We start from the raw sequence: 14,678 nt of genomic DNA on the forward strand, positions 1-14,678 counted from the left end.
ACCTCTAAACCCTCACGCTGATAGGAAGCCGGCAGGCCAGTTCATTAAATAGCCCTCCGCGTCATATCCTGAGCGAACTACCTTAGTTGAGCCGCCAACCTCTTTATCGAAGATAGTGATATTTACATCATCGTCACTAATCAACCCATTACTGACAGAATCCCCAAAAGCATCGATAATGTGTTTGCTGTGTGTTTCAAACAAAAACTTTATTTTCTTTTCACCCCCCGAAGCAGAAAGCTTTGCAATTGCATGTGCAAATCGGTATTGCAAAAGTGGATGCAAATGTAACTCCGGTTGCTCTATAACGATAACTGATTGGGGGTGATTTCTAGAGAAACCATATCCGACTCTATCAACAATATCCTCTTTCTCAAGCCAGACAGAAACCACAACCGGCAATATCTGAGAGTACCCAAACCCCATATCGCTAATATTGAAGGGCGTCTCGCTCCCCTCCTCTTTGATTAGCAACGCATAATGTGACCCTCCTCCTGAAAGCTGCAGTGAAAACCCAAAACTCTCTTCCATCCAGAGCTTCAACCTGTATTTCTGCGACTCAGTCAATGAATTAATAACCATTGGGAGATTTGCCCCCAAATGATCGATCTCATTGACCTGCAGATCTTGATATCTATAAAATCTTTCCGCAGAAGCACGAACAGGCCCAAGGTACCTAACGCCTAAAAAAAACTCCCTAAGTGCCGAATTGGCAGAGTCCACAATCTTTTGGAAATGCATGCAAAAACTATAAAGGTAAGATATATCTCTCACATACTCCTCTTTTCCTACCAGGTTTTTTAAAAACTGCTTGTCAGAAGAAAAGCTTTTTAGCAAATAACTGTAAACATCTTCTCTGCCGCCAACTCTCACCTTGGAGACAACTCCTGCAACAGTTGACTCTTTTTTTGACTTGTGATGGTAATCCAGCAAAAATCTTTGAAACTTATGACGAACTTCAGGGAGATTTCTAGTAGGAAGAAGCTTAAACTTATTGCTTTTCATTGCATCTGCTGAAAGCACCCTAGGAAAAAAAATAGAATTGAGAGCTCTATACTCTTCTTTAAAACTAACTTCATAGCCATGCTTGACATTGAAGGCCTTAAAGCCACAAACATCGAAACCTGAGAACCTCAACTCTACCTTGCAGTCACCTGAACTCACCCCCATATAACTAGCAGAGGTTATATTGCCGTGATTTACAACACCAAGACTAAACTGAAGAGGGAGAGAAACAAGATCCCTATCCAAGTCGAAGTCCATAAAAACGCTGCTAGCATAATCGTAATAATCAGTTACCACCTCTTTCTCTAAATCAACATCCAGGTCAAAATCAAAAAATATCTCTTTTTCCCCGTCTGGAATATTGCAATTTACAGAAGAGCTAAAATCTCCAAAATCAACATAATTTCCAAACCATAAAACCGGCCCCTTGGTCTTTTCCTCCATTGATTGTCTCAACAGCGGAAATACTCGAGCAAAAGTGCTTTTCCCTGAGCTGTTTTTACCAACCAAAATATTAATATCCTTGATTGGAACAAAATCTTTTTCAGAACAAAAGCTACGCAAATTCCTTACTTTAATAGCATTTACGCTCGCCAAAGCATGCCCCTTATGATTTAGGTTATACGCCCAATCCGAATCTCACACCGCCCCAGGATCTCCACGTCCTTCATATCCTGCGGCTTGATCAATTCCTTCTCATAACGCGGGTTGTCGCTGATCAGCAGCCAGGCGCCGCCGGCGACGCGCTGCACGCGCTTGATGCGCCGCTCGCCGTGCACGAGCAGCAAGAACACGCCTTCCGGGTGAGGATCGCGGCTGCTGCGATCCACCAGCACCCAGTCGCCGTCGGCCAGCGTGCCGTCCATCGAGTCGCCGCGAACCTTGATACCCACCACCTGGGCCGGGTCGAGGCCCTGGGCGGCGAGCTGCTCGGTGGGGAAGTACATCGTGGACTCGACCTCTTCCCGCTCGAGCGAGCGGCCATCACCAGCCGCGGCCTCGATGTCGTACATGGCCACCGGTGATAGGGCTTCACTCCCCGTGGTAAACGATAAGGAGCCATCACCTAATGTGGCGTGGCTCTCATCTGTTCGCCTTCCCGTGAGCACGTAATGGGTGTCAACACCAGCCTCGTCTAACGCCGTGAGGTAGGCCGCATTGGGGCTACGAGCGTCCTTTTCGTAGTTGATCTGGGACATTTTCCCCACACCACCAAGGACGGCGAGCTCTGTCTGGCTCATGCCCAGACGCTCGCGCTCCTCTCGTAACCTGCTCCCTGTGGTCATGTATTTTTTACCTTCCCCTTGACTGGTAAACGTTCGTTGAACCATTATCAACCTGCAGTCTTACAAAGCACTTCACATCACAAGGGAGCCACTGCCATGGCCACTCCTGCTGCTACCGGCAACGTCCAAGCGTTGCCCCATCGCACCACGTTTCGCGGCCTCGACGTCGAGCTGGGCCGCTGCACCCCGGCCAATCGCCAGGCGGTGAAGGCCACCGAGCGCGACGCCGCGGCCAACCCGCTGGCCGATCTCGAGGCGCTCGAGGAGCGCGTGTCCGCCGAGGCAGCAGCCGAGTTGGCCGTTGCACTGCTGCGCGACCAGCGGCCCAACCACGAAATCGAAGACGCCCTCTGCGACCTGCGCGTCTACCTCGACGAACACTTCACCCAGCGCAAGCTGATTCGGCTCTACGGGCACTGATTCGGGCGGCTGCCACCGCCCGGCACAGTCTTTCACTCTATTAAGGAAGCCTAACCGATGAATACCGCCGAAACCATCGCTCACCCCACCACTCAGCGTGCGCCCAAGGGCTGCAATTGCCCGGTCATGACCCACGTCACGCAACACGAGCGCAAGCGTCTCGATGCACTGGCCAACGAGCAGCAGCGCTCGCTCTCCGCCACCACCCGGCTGCTTGTGCTCAAGGGGCTCGCCCAGCTCGATGCCGAAGCCGGCCACGCTGGCCGCTCCTGATCGCTGCACTGTCCTGATCTTCTGCATAAGGAAATCCGCCATGTACCAGGACCCCAATCTCGTTCGCCAACGGTATGCCAGCGTCAATCTCAACGACCGCGAGCGGACCCTGCTGGACGCTCTCGTCTATCACAGCGGCCAGCCCAGGTCGGTGCTGCTCCGCGAGATGCTGCTCAAGGAAGCCTACGACCGCCTCGGCGTCGGCAGGCTCTACAACGCCAATCTCGCCCGGGGCGCCCAGTAAACGAAGGCCTTTTTCAGGTCCTCAAGGAGACCCCATGCATGAAGAGCACGAAGAGCGGATCCCGCTGGAGGGCGACATCGAGCTACAGCGCGCGCTCCTCGCCATCCAGGAGGAATACGGCCTCGCATCCATCGATCAGGCCACCGAGTTCTTGCTGAAAGGCCGCATGAACAAGAGCACCACGGAAATCACGGGAGCCCCGCCGGCGCTCTATCTGGTCAAGCCACAAGGAGGCCATCAATGAGAGAAGCCCCGATCCGCCCGCGCATCCCGTGTCCGCACTGCGGCACGAATATGCGTATCCGCAAGAGCCAGGGGCTGACGCCGGTTTATCGAGAAGCCGTCTTCGAATGTCGCAACGAGAACTGCGGGTGGCGTGCCAAGGCATCGATCGAGTTCACCCACACCATCGCGCCGAGTGACCACCCCAACCCCACGGTCAGGCTGCCACTGGTGCCTCGCCTGCGGGAACTGGCCTTGTCGCAAGCCGCCGCCAACGCCTGACGCCACGATGAAGGACATCACCATGAGCAATGTCATGCCGATCCGCCCGGCTACTGCGCCGCGGCTCGACCCCGAGAATGAGGCCACGGCCCACCTGTGGCGCCACCCGGGGCTGCCACGCGCGGTGGCCATCGACAGTTGCATCGAGCACCTGGTGGTCAACCGCGAGATGACCGAGCACGCCGCCGAGAATGCCGCCCTCCAGGCCTACGCCGAAATGGAGAGCATGAACAAGGTGGACCGCATCGACGTGGAGGCCAGCAGCGCCCATGCCGTGGTGCTGAAGCGCGCCGGCGGTAGCCGAGTAGTGCTCACCGTGAAGGATCTGCTGACCCTGGTCGAATCGAGCCACTGCACCGCCGCCAACACCGATTCACGGCGCCTGCTCGTCCTGGAGCGCGCCTCGCACTAACCCCGATCTTCCGTCTTTTTTCATCGTCACCACGCCAGTGGAGGGGAGCCCCTTGTCTGCCAACGTCCATCCGCTACCCAGTGCACAGCCCCGCCCCGCCGTCGAACACGACCGCGGCGACTGGGGCGCCCTTCGCGCCGAGCTGCACAGCCGCTGCGCCGATGAGGACCTGGCCACGCTGTGGGCCGAGCTTGAGCCCGGCGAGCGACGCACGCTGATGGCCAGTGCCCGACTGCCCCAGCGCGACCCACGGGTGGGCATTCACGAACTGCCCAAGCCCAGCCGCGAGGCCCTGCGTGCCGCCGTGCACCGTATGAGCCAGTACGCCAGCCGCCTGCGCGATAACCTCGGCGGACACCGCCCGCACCCCAGCCGCGAGCTGGCTTCCCACGCCCGCCAGGCCCTGGCCGAGGGCAACACTGAGGCCGCCCTGCACTGGCTGGCCATCATCGAGCGGGGGGTGGCGTGATGAGCCTGCACATCACCATGGAACGTCTCTGGGTAGGCCAGTCCACGCTGCACGGCAAAGCCTCTCGCCTGCGACAGAAGGGCGAGCACGAGGCGGCCAACGAGCTGGACGCCACGGCGCACCGCCTTGGCAACCAATTGCTCGAGGTCGAAGCGGTGGTGCAGCAGTACGCCGGCGAGCTGGCGAGCCTTGAACGGCCGCGCCCGGCCAAGCCCCAGCCGTTCCGGCAGGAGGCGCGTTGATGTCCGCCGTGCTCGAGCAATCCCGCACCTTCGGCACACCGGAGTGCCATCGGTGGCGCCAGGGCTTCTTCGATGCCCTACCCACCCTGGCAGAGGATCTGGCCGCCGGCTTCGTGCACGTCGCCAAGCGTCATGGCAACGCCGCCGGCAACCGCTGGCTGCGCCGCAACACCCAGGGCCTCGTCGATCCGGGCCGCATCTATCGCCGCTTCGCCCCGATCGCCAAGGACCTGGAGCGGGGCGCGGCCTCGCTGCGTCGCCTGGAGCGCACCACCATCGAGGGCATCCAGGCCGAATGCGCCTGGCTGGCCGACGTCGAGAAGCGCCTCACCGTGGGCGGCCTGAATGCCAGTCACGATGATGAGGCCCTGGTCCGCTACGCTGAGGCCCAGGCCCGCGCCGTGGACGACGAGCGCCAGAAGCTGATCGGCGGCATCGCCGACTATAACCGCCGGCGCCGTCACGGCCTGCTGCCGCCGCCGGCACCGGCCATCACGCCCAGGGGCAAGACGCTCTCGGCGCGCATGGCGGACTACCAGGAACAGCTCGCCGACAGCCGCAACCCGCTCACCCCGCCGCCGGTGGGCATTCCGCTGATGGCGGTGTTCCGCTTCACCTATCACCCGCCGATGAGTCTGGCGGTGGTCGACGAGATCGCCCTCAAGAAGGCCCGGAGCCGCGCCGCCCAGCACGGCATCGAACCGCCGGCGCGCCGGTCGCGCACCGCCGTGCAGTTGGCTCGGCTGAGCTGCTCGCTGTGGTGGCGCCGTAAGTTGCGCCGCACCGCTGGCCGCCGCCTCGAGCAGGTCCAGCGCGAGGCCCACCGCGTGCATGCCCGCGCCGGCATCTACTGCAGCGACATGACCGTCGAGCGCCGGCGAAGCCAGAAGGTACGTAACCGCGCCCTGCTGGAGACGCTGGAGGCGATTAACCAGGACGGTCAGGTCTACAGCCTCGCCGAGCTGGCCGAACTAGGCCTGGCCAATGCCGATCACCGCCGGGCGGAGCTGATGCTGCGCATCCGCGACACCGAGGCCGAGGCTCGCCGCCTGGGCCACACCGGCATGTTCTACACCATCACCGCGCCCAGCCGCTTCCACCCGGTGCTGTCGCGCAATGCGCGGCGCAATCGCAAGTACGACGGCAGCACCCCGCGCGATGCCCAGCAGCACATCCAGCGCCTGTGGTCCCAGGCCCGCGCCAAGCTGGCCCGCGAGGGCCTGGGTGTCTATGGCATCCGTGTGGTGGAGCCCCACCACGACGGCACGCCCCATTGGCATCTGCTGCTGTGGATGCAGCCCGGCGCCGAGCCACGGGTGACCGAGATCCTGCGCGAGTACGCCGAGGCCGAGGCGACAGACGAGCTGTTCGACCGAGGCGGCCACAAGTCCACCGCCCGCTTCAAGCCGGTGCGGATCGACTACTCCCGGGGCACCGCGGCCGGCTACGTGGCCAAGTACGTCAGCAAGAACATCAACGGCGAGCAGTTCGCCCGCGACAGCGTCGAGAACGACCACCAGGACCGCTACGGCCACGAGCTTTCCGACGCCGCCCCGCGCATCGAGGCCTGGGCCGCTACCTGGGGCATCCGCCAGTTCCAGTTCCTGGGCCTGCCCAGCGTCACCGTGTGGCGCGAGGTTCGCCGTCTCACTGAGCAGCAGGAAGAACAGCTACGCCAGTGGGAAGAAGCCACCCGCCCGGCGCCCAGCGTCTCCGAAACGCTGGGCCTGATACGCCAGGCCGCCAACGCCGGCCAGTGGGACCTGTTCATGCGCCTGATGGGCGGCCCCAACGCGCCGCGCTGCGACCAGCCCATCAAGCCGTGGACGTTGAAGCGCCCCGACACGAGTGAGCCCAGCTTCAGCCACGCCACCGGCGAGGAACATCGCAGCATCGAGGCCCGAGGCCGCTACGGCGAGCCGGTGAAAGCCACTTGGGGCCTCGTCGTCCGCGACCGTCGCGGCCGCCAGGCCGAATACCTCACGCGCCTGTATCGGTGGGAGATCCGCTCCCGTCAGCGGGCGGCGGGCCGTTCCGGAGCCGGCGCAGCCGGCGACGCTTGGACTCGTGTCACTAACTGTACGGGGGTGGATATCGCCCCCCGCACGCCCCCACCGGAGGTCCTCGCCGAGCAGGTCGCGCGCTTCGAAGCGTGGCGGCAAAGCGACGACGTCCGCGCCGCCGAGGAAGACGCCGACCTCGAGGCCCGCATGGTCCGCGCCGCGGCCCAGCGGCTGTTCCAACCACCTGCACCGCCCGAGCCGGAAGAGTCCTTCCCGCCGGAGCTGTGCTGATCACCATCATCAAGGAGGAAGTCATGCCTATCGCACAACACCATCGCCCGGAACCCCGCGGCATCCTGCAGGACGCCGGCGAGCTCGCCGTGCTCAGCGAGGACAGCGGGCAGGTCCACCACCGCTACGCCATGGTCGTGGCCTTCAACAGCGAGGAAGAGCTGCGCCAGGCCCTTGCCGACCACCACTGTGCCTACCGCGACGGACAGGCCATCCAGGAGCGCATCGCCAATGGCTGATAACGCAGACCGCGCCACCGACCTACTCGAGCAGCGCATGGAAACCGCCCTGGCCCACCGCCGCCTGCCGGCTGCGCCGGCCGCCAACGACGAGTGCGAGGAATGTGGCGACGAGATCCCCGCGGCCCGCCGCCGGGCCGCGCCCTGGGCCACCACCTGCATCGAGTGCCAGGAGATCAACGAGAGGAAGCGCCGCCATGTGCGCTGATCGACCGAAAGGCGGGCCACGGGCCCGCCGGGCGGCGATGCTCTGCCAGGATCCGGCCTTCCGGCTCTACCTGGACCGTCGCCGCCGCCACAAGCATCGGATGACCGAGAGCCAACTGCCGGACGGCACCCACAACGAGCAGGACGCCCGGGACTGGATCTGCGCCGCCTGCGGCATCCAGAGCCGCGCCGAGCTGGACCATAACGTCACCGCCGGTGGCGTCTTCCAACGCATCACGCAACGCTTCCAGCACTGGAAAGGGAGGGCCCAACCATGAATACCTACTTCGGACTGCTGGCCGAGTTCGACGGCCGCGGCGAGCTGCCGCTTGAAGAGGTCGCCCCGCGCTACTTCGGCATCAGCGCACGCACCGCCAGTGCCCGTGCCGGCGCCCAGGCCCTGCCGGTGCCCGCCTACCGCGCCGGTGACTCGCAGAAGGCGCCCTGGCTTGTCAGCGCCGTGGACCTCGCCCAGTACCTGGACAAGCGGCGGGCCGAGGCACATGAGATGTGGAGAATGGTAAACTGTTGAATATAAGGACTTTTAATAGCCAATTATGCACTTTAGTGCCAGAGGTAGGCCGTAGTCTTGCATCAGCGTTTGCTTTGCTGTAAGTTCTCGTCCATTTTATGTCTAAGACTAATTAATCAATACGCAGGGACGTGGACGTGTCATACAAAGATGAAAGATTTAGCATCTCATACGATGCGGAAGACAATGGTCTTTCTGATCATAGAATAAATGCCATTGATTTAGGAAATGCCATAGTTGGCATGCACGAGCTCATCTCCGAAGTTTCAAAAAAACTTCACAAAGATGCTGAACTCTCGAAAAACCTAAAAGTTACCACACCAGCTAAAGAAGGCTCATTCATTGTCGAGTTCCTGGTGACCGCAGCTTCTCCTGAGGTTCTCAATGTACTGAAGTACATTGGGATTTCCTCCGCCGGGAGCGCCATACTCGGCGGCTCACTCTTTGAGCTAACCAAGAGCTTAAAAAACAAAAAAATCATCAAAGTAAAAATCGACAAAAAAGAAAATAAATCTATCATTGATCTCGGTGATGAGCAGATAATCTCAGACAAAAACCTTGGTCTCCTGGCTACTGACAAAAAAGTCAGAGAAGCGATAAACAAGATCGCCCACGAGCCTTTAAGAGGAAAAAACAACCCTTCTTTCAAAGTGTTAGGTGTTGACCACGCAACATATTTCGCAGCCAATCAAGAAGAGATTTCAAGCCTTTCGCAAATGCCAGACGGTTCGTTAGAAGAAAACATATTTGAGGATGAACTGACTACCGTCACTTTTACACAGGTCAACTTTAATTCTTCTAAAGGCTGGCGAATGATGTACAACGGCAAGGACTGCGCTGTCGAAATGTTAGACAAGAACTTCCTTGATAAGGTTGCCTCAAGGAAGCAAGAATTCATTAAAGATGATATCTTTGAAGTCAGACTTCAACACGAAGAAACCAAAAGAGCAACACGCTCAACGAAAAACTACAAAATAAGTGAAGTCACCCGGCACTTGGCTGCAAAAAACAGAAGGCTCATTTAGATCAAGGATGTAAAAAGGAGGGGTGTTAAATGATTTCTGAATACCCTGAAATTACCGAGCTCTTCTTTTGGCTGGGGCTGATATCGATCAGCCCCATGCTATTCAAGCTTTCAAGGGCTGCAACAAGACATTTTATCAACAGCAGAATAAGCGGCACAACTCTAATTGTCTCAATAAAAGAGGAAGATGGAGAAGAGCATAAAACAGCAATCAAACTAGACTCCAATTCCCCTATTGTTGAGCAATTAACATCGCTGAAAAAAGGTGCCCAAAATGAATGAAGGAAAGGTTGGAAATAGAACAGCCCAAACCTTCTTCACAGGTGGCGTGGGCACCCTCTTCACAATGCTAGCAACAAGCTTTGCTCCTGAAGAATTTGTTCAGATAGGTGTTTATGCAAGCGTCTTCTTCGCTCCATTTCTTAGCGCTTACTGCACAAAACTGCTTAACTCTCTTGACGAACCAGATGAGCTTTCCAAGTACAAGGCAGGTCTAAAAAAGGACATAAGATTCTGCAAAAAATGCCTTAAAGACAAGCGACTAGATGAAGGGCAAAAGAAAAAATATGGCAAAAACTATGACAAGGCTATGAACAAGCTTTCTCAAGCCAACACAGACTTCCATGAGGGAAGGCTCAAGCTAGAGTCAGTAGTGACAAAAATCTAAAAATCACGAAGAATTAAATCTTGCGGATTCAAGTGCGTATACCGCTTCAGCACGTCCCAGCTCTCATGCAGCGTGAACTGCTGCACCTCCACGATTTCATATCCCGCCTCGAAGAGGCGGGATGTCGCTTCGTGGCGCAGGTCGTGAAAGCGTAGGTCCTCGATCCCGCAGGCCGCCGTCGCCGCCCGCCAGCGGGTGCCGATCGACTTGCCGTTGTAGGGGAAGATCCTCTCCTCGCCCTGGGCCCGCGGCTGCCGCTGGATGATGCCCATGGCCTCGTGGCTCAGCTTGAAGCGCTTGTGGTTACCCCACTTCTGCCGCGGGTGCTTGGCATCGCGAACCCAGCAGGTCATGGCCTGGTGGTCAAGATCCTCCCAGGTAAGCCGGGTGATCTCCTCCTGGCGCCTCGAGGAAGAGATGGCAAAGTCCATAATGTCTTCCATGGGGATGATCGCGCTCGGGCGGATCCTCTGCGAGCGGCGGAAGTAGGCCCGGATCTGCTTGATCTCCTCGGCCGTCGGCCGCCGATCGCGTGACCCTGGCCGGGAGACGAGTCCCTTGCTGCGCAGAAGCAGCTTGGCCGACTCGAACTCGTTGAGCTCCACCGGCATCTTCCAGGCGGCCGCGGCTGTCTTGAGAATGATGCCCAGCCAGGTGATGTCCTGGTTGATGGTCGAGGGCTTGATGCCGCTGTCCCGGCGGATAACGGCATGTCCTATGATCTGCTCACTGGTCAGCTCAGTGATCTGTACCCGGGCGATAGGGAAGCGCAGCAGCTGCTGGATGGTGGCTCGCTTCGAACGGCCGGCATCCTGGGCGAATTCGTGGATGTAGCGCTCGATGGCGTCGCCAAGGGTCACGCCCCGCCACTTGGCCGAGAGCATGCCTCCCGGGCTTTTGAGCTCGAGCTCTCGGCGCTTGGCCCATTCCTCCGCCATGGCCTTGCGGGGAAAAGCCTTGGACTCGGCGTGCTGGTGGCCATCCCGCGCGATGCGGATCTGCGCAATGTATGAGAAACTGCCATCCTTCTTGCGGCGTTTCCGGATCGTCGCCAATTTGCACCTCCCTGGTACCAAATCGAAGACGCCCCAAGTACCAAATCAGTACCAGCGTGCTTCGAAAAACCTGTCTTAACCACTGTAAATATGAACAGTTATGGCTTGCAAGGCAAATGCTGAAACCCGCATGAATACTGGCACCGCGCGCCCTGCGCTGGATAGAACTTTCTCCGTCGCGCCGATGATGGACTGGACGACCCGGGACTACCGCGCCTTCGCGCGGACGCTGACCCGGCGTGCCCTGCTCTACACCGAGATGGTGACCACCGGCGCCATCCTGCACGGCAGCCCGCGGGAGCGTTTCCTCGGCTACGATGCCGTCGAACATCCGTTGGCCCTGCAATTGGGCGGAAGCGACGCCGGCGAGTTGGCGGAGTGTGCTGCGATCGCCGAGCAATGGGGCTATGACGAGGTCAACCTCAACGTTGGCTGTCCCAGCGACCGCGTCCAGAACAACCTGATCGGCGCCTGCCTGATGGCCCATCCGGAAAAGGTGGCCGCGGCGGTGTCGGCCATGCGCGAGGCGGTATCGATCCCTGTCACCGTGAAGTGTCGTATCGGCATCGACGACCAGGACGAGGACACCGACCTGGCCTACTTCATCGAGCGGGTGGCCGATGCCGGCTGCGAGGTATTCATCGTCCACGCACGCAAGGCCTGGCTCGAGGGGCTATCTCCCAAGGAGAACCGCGATATTCCGCCGCTCAACTATCCGCGCGTCCACCGGCTGAAGGCCAGCCGTCCGGAGCTGCACATCGGCATCAACGGCGGGATCAAGACCCTGAGCGAGTGTCAGGCACAGCTCGAGCACGTCGATAGCGTAATGATCGGCCGCGAGGCCTACCAGAATCCCTGGCTGCTGGCCGAGGTGGACCAACGCCTTTACGGCGAGCCCGGCCCGGCGGCGAACCGCCACGCCGCCGCCGAAGCCCTGCGTCCCTACATGGCCCGACGCCTCGACGAAGGCGCCAAGCTCAATCACCTGACCCGCCACCTGCTCGGCCTCTTCCAGGGCTGTCCCGGCGGGCGCAAGTTCCGTCGCCACCTGTCGGAGAACGCCCACCGGCCGGGCGCGGGCCTGGCGGTATTCGACGACGCCCTGGGCCTGGTCCCGGAGCCGGCACCGGATCGGTCCCTGGTCGGCTGACTCAGTACAGCGGATCGGGCGGCGGCTCGAGGGTCGACTGGAAGCTCTCGACGGCATTCTCGGCCTCCTCGATGGCATCGAAGCGGGCGATATGGAACAGCGCTTCGCCCTCGTTGGCCAGCGGCAACCGGCTCATGCCGATCACGATGCCATCGGCCACGGCCCGCACCTCGCCCTCGGCGTTGCCGAAGGGATCGGCGACCCGCCCCAGCAGCTCTCCCTGGGCCACCCGCGCCCCCAGCCGGACCTGCGGCCGGAGGATGCCGTCGATGGGCGCCCGCGCCCAGCTCGAGCCATTGGCCACCTCGGCAGCGGGCGGCGAGCGGCGGCGATGCTCGCCGCTCAGCATGCCCAGCCGGCGCATCACTCGCAGCACGCCGCGCACCCCGGGCGTGATCGCCCACTCATCGAAGCGCAGCGCCTCCCCGGCCTCGTAGGTCAGCACCGGAATGTCGTGCGTCTCGGCATAGTGGCGCAGGCTGCCTTCGCGCAGGTCGGCATTGAGGATCACGGGGGCCCCGAAGGCATCGGCCATGCGCTCTGTCTCGCTGCCGGGGCGCAGCTGGGCCCGGATCTGCGGCAGGTTGGTACGATGCAACGCACCGGTGTGCAGGTCGATGACATGGGTCGCCTGATCGACGATCTGCTGACGGAAAAGCGCCGCCACGCGACTGCCCAGCGACCCCGACTCGCTACCCGGAAAGCAGCGGTTCAGGTCACGCCGATCGGGCAGGTAACGGCTGTGTTGCACGAAGCCGAAGACGTTGACGATGGGCACCGCGATCAGGGTGCCCCGCAGCCGCTGAATCTGCCGCGAGCGCAGCAGCCGGCGGACGATCTCGACGCCGTTGATCTCGTCGCCGTGAATGCCGCCACAGACCAGGATCACCGGCCCCGGCTGACGGCCGTGCACCACCTCCACCGGAATATGCAGGGGCGCATGCGTATAGAGCCGAGCCACCGGCACATCGATCTGGCTACGTGACCCCGGGGCCACACGCACGCCGGCGAGTTCGAAAGGGGCGCGAGCCATGCGGCGACCTCCTGCTGGAAACGGTATTCACGCATATTCCCGCATCCCGCCGCGCACCACAAGGCATCCCGAACGAGCAAGCATTCACTGATGAATGTAAAGCGACGCGCCGCTTAGGTAGAATGGGGGCGCACCCTACCGGAGTCGATCACCACCATGGCCAGACGCACCAAGGCCGAAGCCGAAGCCACCCGAGTCGCCCTGCTGGATGCCGCCGAAGAGGTCTTCTTCGACAAGGGCGTCGCTCGCACCTCGCTGGAGCAGATCGCCCGCCACGCCGGCATGACCCGTGGCGCCGTCTATTGGCACTTCCGCAACAAGGCCGATCTGTTTCGCGCCATGCTCGACCGTGTCCGCATGCCGTTCGAAGAGCTGGTAGGAGAAACCGATATCGGCGATGCCACCCCGCTGGATACCATTCGGCTAGGCTGCCGACAGGGCTTCAAGCGCCTGGAACAGCCGCAGCACCGTCGGGTCCACGCCATCCTGCTGCACCGCTGCGAGTTCTTCAGCGACATCGACCCCCAGGCCATGCAGGCCGAGATGGCCGGCGAGTGCCTGGACGCCCTGCTTGGCTACTTCACCGCCGCCCGCGACCAGGACCTGCTGCGCGACGACGTCAGCCCCGAATTGGCCACCCAGCTCCTGCAGGCGGTACTGAGCGGCCTCTTTCACGACTGGCTGCGCGACAGCGAGGCTTTTTCCCTCCTCGAGCGTGGTTCGCAACTGGTCGACGCCCAGCTGCGCCTGCTCGGCCGGGACGACGCCTCACCCTGAAGGCGTCGAGCCATTGTGGCCACGCTGCCTCTGGTGGTCGGAGTGGTCGGAGCGCTCGTGACGCTCCAGCAAATGCAGGCGCACCAGCCTTGTTCGCGCATCCAGGTAGTCCTGCTCCAGCACCGACCGGTAGGCCTCCTGGCCCGCCAGGTACTTGACCAGGATGCGCGTCTCGCCTGCCTGCGGCAGGTTGCCCGCCTTGCCCAGCAGCCTGACCTCTCGACCGGGATCGTCATCCAGCACGGCGGTCGCCACCTCGTCATCCACCCGAATGACTCGCACTCGCTCACCGAGCAGGCAGCGGCGCGACAGGTTCGGGTGGCAGTGCAGACGCCGGTGCAGCCGTCGACAGAGGCCGGCCGCCAGCGGCGAGGCCAGCGCGAAAGCGGCCCAGATGACCCCCACCCCGACGGGAATGCGGAAGAATCCCAGCGGTAGCCACTGCAGCACCGCCAGCTCGGCGACCAGGGTCAGCGCCGCAGCCAGCACCACCAGCGAGCTCAATGCCACCGAGGCCGGGACGCCGGCGAATCCCAGCGACACCAGGGCGCTGGCCAGATTGTCATCGCGCAGGCTGTCGTGCTCGAACAGTTCGGTCGGCGCCAGCCGCAGCAGCACCAGCAGCCAATAGACGATCAGCAGCGCCAGCAGCACCGTGAAGACGATCAGGGGGAAACTCAGGGCAAGCGAGACAGTGGCGTTCATGGCGGCTCCTTGGGCCGGCCCGTTAGCCGGCAAAGCGTTCCGTGGCTTTGCCTTCAGCGTAGCCGAGTGATCCGTGAAAGCGCCGCCACTTTGGTCGCATGCCAGCTCCAGCAACGAAAACGGGCACCGCCCCTGAGGAG

At 61.1% G+C, this 14,678-nt stretch carries 23 protein-coding genes; 18 read left to right on the plus strand and 5 right to left on the minus strand.

The window, feature by feature from the left end; all coding sequences use genetic code 11:
* Nucleotides 1-12 precede the first annotated feature (12 nt).
* Together FHR96_RS10430 and FHR96_RS10435 are read right to left on the minus strand one after the other, a co-directional pair.
* Entirely contained in the window at nt 13-1,602 is a 1,590-nt protein-coding gene (locus FHR96_RS10430; protein WP_183387620.1) for an AAA family ATPase, read from the minus strand.
* A gap of 17 nt (nt 1,603-1,619) precedes the next feature.
* Nucleotides 1,620-2,336 carry an XRE family transcriptional regulator gene (locus FHR96_RS10435; RefSeq protein ID WP_343066363.1) on the minus strand — a complete coding sequence of 239 codons (717 nt, stop codon included), beginning with the start codon at nt 2,334-2,336 and terminating at the stop codon, nt 1,620-1,622.
* A gap of 51 nt (nt 2,337-2,387) precedes the next feature.
* Here FHR96_RS10435 and FHR96_RS10440 point away from each other — a divergent pair, with 51 nt between their 5' ends.
* The 16 genes from FHR96_RS10440 (at nt 2,388) to FHR96_RS10515 (ending at nt 9,818) form a co-directional block, all read left to right on the plus strand.
* Nucleotides 2,388-2,711 carry a hypothetical protein gene (locus FHR96_RS10440; protein ID WP_183387622.1) on the plus strand — a complete coding sequence of 108 codons (324 nt, stop codon included), beginning with the start codon at nt 2,388-2,390 and terminating at the stop codon, nt 2,709-2,711.
* A 57-nt stretch (nt 2,712-2,768) separates the two neighbouring features.
* Entirely contained in the window at nt 2,769-2,984 is a 216-nt protein-coding gene (locus tag FHR96_RS10445; RefSeq protein ID WP_183387623.1) for a hypothetical protein, read from the plus strand.
* A 40-nt stretch (nt 2,985-3,024) separates the two neighbouring features.
* Nucleotides 3,025-3,228 carry a hypothetical protein gene (locus FHR96_RS10450; RefSeq protein WP_183387624.1) on the plus strand — a complete coding sequence of 68 codons (204 nt, stop codon included), beginning with the start codon at nt 3,025-3,027 and terminating at the stop codon, nt 3,226-3,228.
* A 34-nt stretch (nt 3,229-3,262) separates the two neighbouring features.
* Complete coding sequence (locus FHR96_RS10455; RefSeq protein ID WP_183387625.1) at nt 3,263-3,472, plus strand: hypothetical protein; 210 nt, start codon at nt 3,263-3,265, stop codon at nt 3,470-3,472.
* A complete protein-coding gene (locus FHR96_RS10460) occupies nt 3,469-3,732 on the plus strand; it encodes an Ogr/Delta-like zinc finger protein (protein ID WP_183387626.1) in 264 nt (87 codons plus the stop codon). The genes FHR96_RS10455 and FHR96_RS10460 overlap by 4 nt, the downstream gene beginning before the upstream one ends.
* A 22-nt stretch (nt 3,733-3,754) precedes the next feature.
* Entirely contained in the window at nt 3,755-4,144 is a 390-nt protein-coding gene (locus FHR96_RS10465; protein WP_183387627.1) for a hypothetical protein, read from the plus strand.
* Nucleotides 4,145-4,196: 52 nt separating this feature from the next.
* A complete protein-coding gene (locus FHR96_RS10470) occupies nt 4,197-4,613 on the plus strand; it encodes a hypothetical protein (RefSeq protein WP_183387628.1) in 417 nt (138 codons plus the stop codon).
* Complete coding sequence (locus tag FHR96_RS10475; RefSeq protein ID WP_183387629.1) at nt 4,613-4,855, plus strand: hypothetical protein; 243 nt, start codon at nt 4,613-4,615, stop codon at nt 4,853-4,855. Before FHR96_RS10470 ends, FHR96_RS10475 begins: the two co-directional genes overlap by 1 nt.
* The gene (locus tag FHR96_RS10480; protein ID WP_183387630.1) at nt 4,855-7,149 is read left to right on the plus strand and encodes a replication endonuclease; all 2,295 of its coding nucleotides are present in this window, start codon (nt 4,855-4,857) and stop codon (nt 7,147-7,149) included. Before FHR96_RS10475 ends, FHR96_RS10480 begins: the two co-directional genes overlap by 1 nt.
* Nucleotides 7,150-7,172: 23 nt before the next feature.
* On the plus strand, nt 7,173-7,388 hold the full coding sequence (locus FHR96_RS10485) for a hypothetical protein (protein WP_183387631.1): 216 nt from the start codon (nt 7,173-7,175) through the stop codon (nt 7,386-7,388).
* Nucleotides 7,381-7,596, plus strand: a complete 216-nt coding sequence (locus FHR96_RS10490; protein WP_183387632.1) for a TraR/DksA C4-type zinc finger protein — start codon at nt 7,381-7,383, stop codon at nt 7,594-7,596. The genes FHR96_RS10485 and FHR96_RS10490 overlap by 8 nt, the downstream gene beginning before the upstream one ends.
* Nucleotides 7,586-7,873 carry a hypothetical protein gene (locus FHR96_RS10495; RefSeq protein WP_183387633.1) on the plus strand — a complete coding sequence of 96 codons (288 nt, stop codon included), beginning with the start codon at nt 7,586-7,588 and terminating at the stop codon, nt 7,871-7,873. The genes FHR96_RS10490 and FHR96_RS10495 overlap by 11 nt, the downstream gene beginning before the upstream one ends.
* Nucleotides 7,870-8,127 (plus strand): pyocin activator PrtN family protein, encoded by a 258-nt coding sequence (locus tag FHR96_RS10500; protein ID WP_183387634.1) that lies wholly within the window; start codon nt 7,870-7,872, stop codon nt 8,125-8,127. The genes FHR96_RS10495 and FHR96_RS10500 overlap by 4 nt, the downstream gene beginning before the upstream one ends.
* 137 nt (nt 8,128-8,264) lie before the next feature.
* Nucleotides 8,265-9,152 carry an LAPAL motif-containing putative phage structural protein gene (locus FHR96_RS10505; protein ID WP_183387635.1) on the plus strand — a complete coding sequence of 296 codons (888 nt, stop codon included), beginning with the start codon at nt 8,265-8,267 and terminating at the stop codon, nt 9,150-9,152.
* A gap of 29 nt (nt 9,153-9,181) precedes the next feature.
* Nucleotides 9,182-9,433 carry a hypothetical protein gene (locus FHR96_RS10510; protein WP_183387636.1) on the plus strand — a complete coding sequence of 84 codons (252 nt, stop codon included), beginning with the start codon at nt 9,182-9,184 and terminating at the stop codon, nt 9,431-9,433.
* Nucleotides 9,426-9,818: a hypothetical protein gene (locus FHR96_RS10515; RefSeq protein ID WP_183387637.1), complete on the plus strand. Its 393-nt coding sequence runs from the start codon at nt 9,426-9,428 to the stop codon at nt 9,816-9,818. The genes FHR96_RS10510 and FHR96_RS10515 overlap by 8 nt, the downstream gene beginning before the upstream one ends.
* Here FHR96_RS10515 and FHR96_RS10520 read toward each other — a convergent pair.
* Nucleotides 9,815-10,873, minus strand: a complete 1,059-nt coding sequence (locus FHR96_RS10520; RefSeq protein ID WP_183387638.1) for a tyrosine-type recombinase/integrase — start codon at nt 10,871-10,873, stop codon at nt 9,815-9,817. The genes FHR96_RS10515 and FHR96_RS10520 overlap by 4 nt on opposite strands.
* Nucleotides 10,874-11,003: 130 nt before the next feature.
* On the opposite strand from FHR96_RS10520, the gene dusA reads away from it, so the two are divergent.
* Nucleotides 11,004-12,023, plus strand: coding sequence for a tRNA dihydrouridine(20/20a) synthase DusA (gene dusA, locus FHR96_RS10525; protein WP_183387639.1), 1,020 nt, complete (start codon nt 11,004-11,006; stop codon nt 12,021-12,023).
* A gap of 1 nt (nt 12,024) precedes the next feature.
* Here the strand turns inward: dusA and FHR96_RS10530 are convergent, their stop codons facing one another.
* A complete protein-coding gene (locus tag FHR96_RS10530; RefSeq protein WP_183387640.1) occupies nt 12,025-13,056 on the minus strand; it encodes a succinylglutamate desuccinylase/aspartoacylase family protein in 1,032 nt (343 codons plus the stop codon).
* A 156-nt stretch (nt 13,057-13,212) separates the two neighbouring features.
* On the opposite strand from FHR96_RS10530, the gene FHR96_RS10535 reads away from it, so the two are divergent.
* A complete protein-coding gene (locus tag FHR96_RS10535; RefSeq protein ID WP_183387641.1) occupies nt 13,213-13,833 on the plus strand; it encodes a TetR family transcriptional regulator in 621 nt (206 codons plus the stop codon).
* On the opposite strand, the gene FHR96_RS10540 is transcribed toward FHR96_RS10535, so the two are convergent.
* Nucleotides 13,825-14,538, minus strand: coding sequence for a hypothetical protein (locus FHR96_RS10540; RefSeq protein ID WP_183387642.1), 714 nt, complete (start codon nt 14,536-14,538; stop codon nt 13,825-13,827). The genes FHR96_RS10535 and FHR96_RS10540 overlap by 9 nt on opposite strands.
* Between the last annotated feature and the right edge of the window lie 140 nt (nt 14,539-14,678).

The organism is Halomonas organivorans (assembly GCF_014192055.1).
In the GTDB taxonomy this organism is placed as follows: domain Bacteria; phylum Pseudomonadota; class Gammaproteobacteria; order Pseudomonadales; family Halomonadaceae; genus Halomonas; species Halomonas organivorans.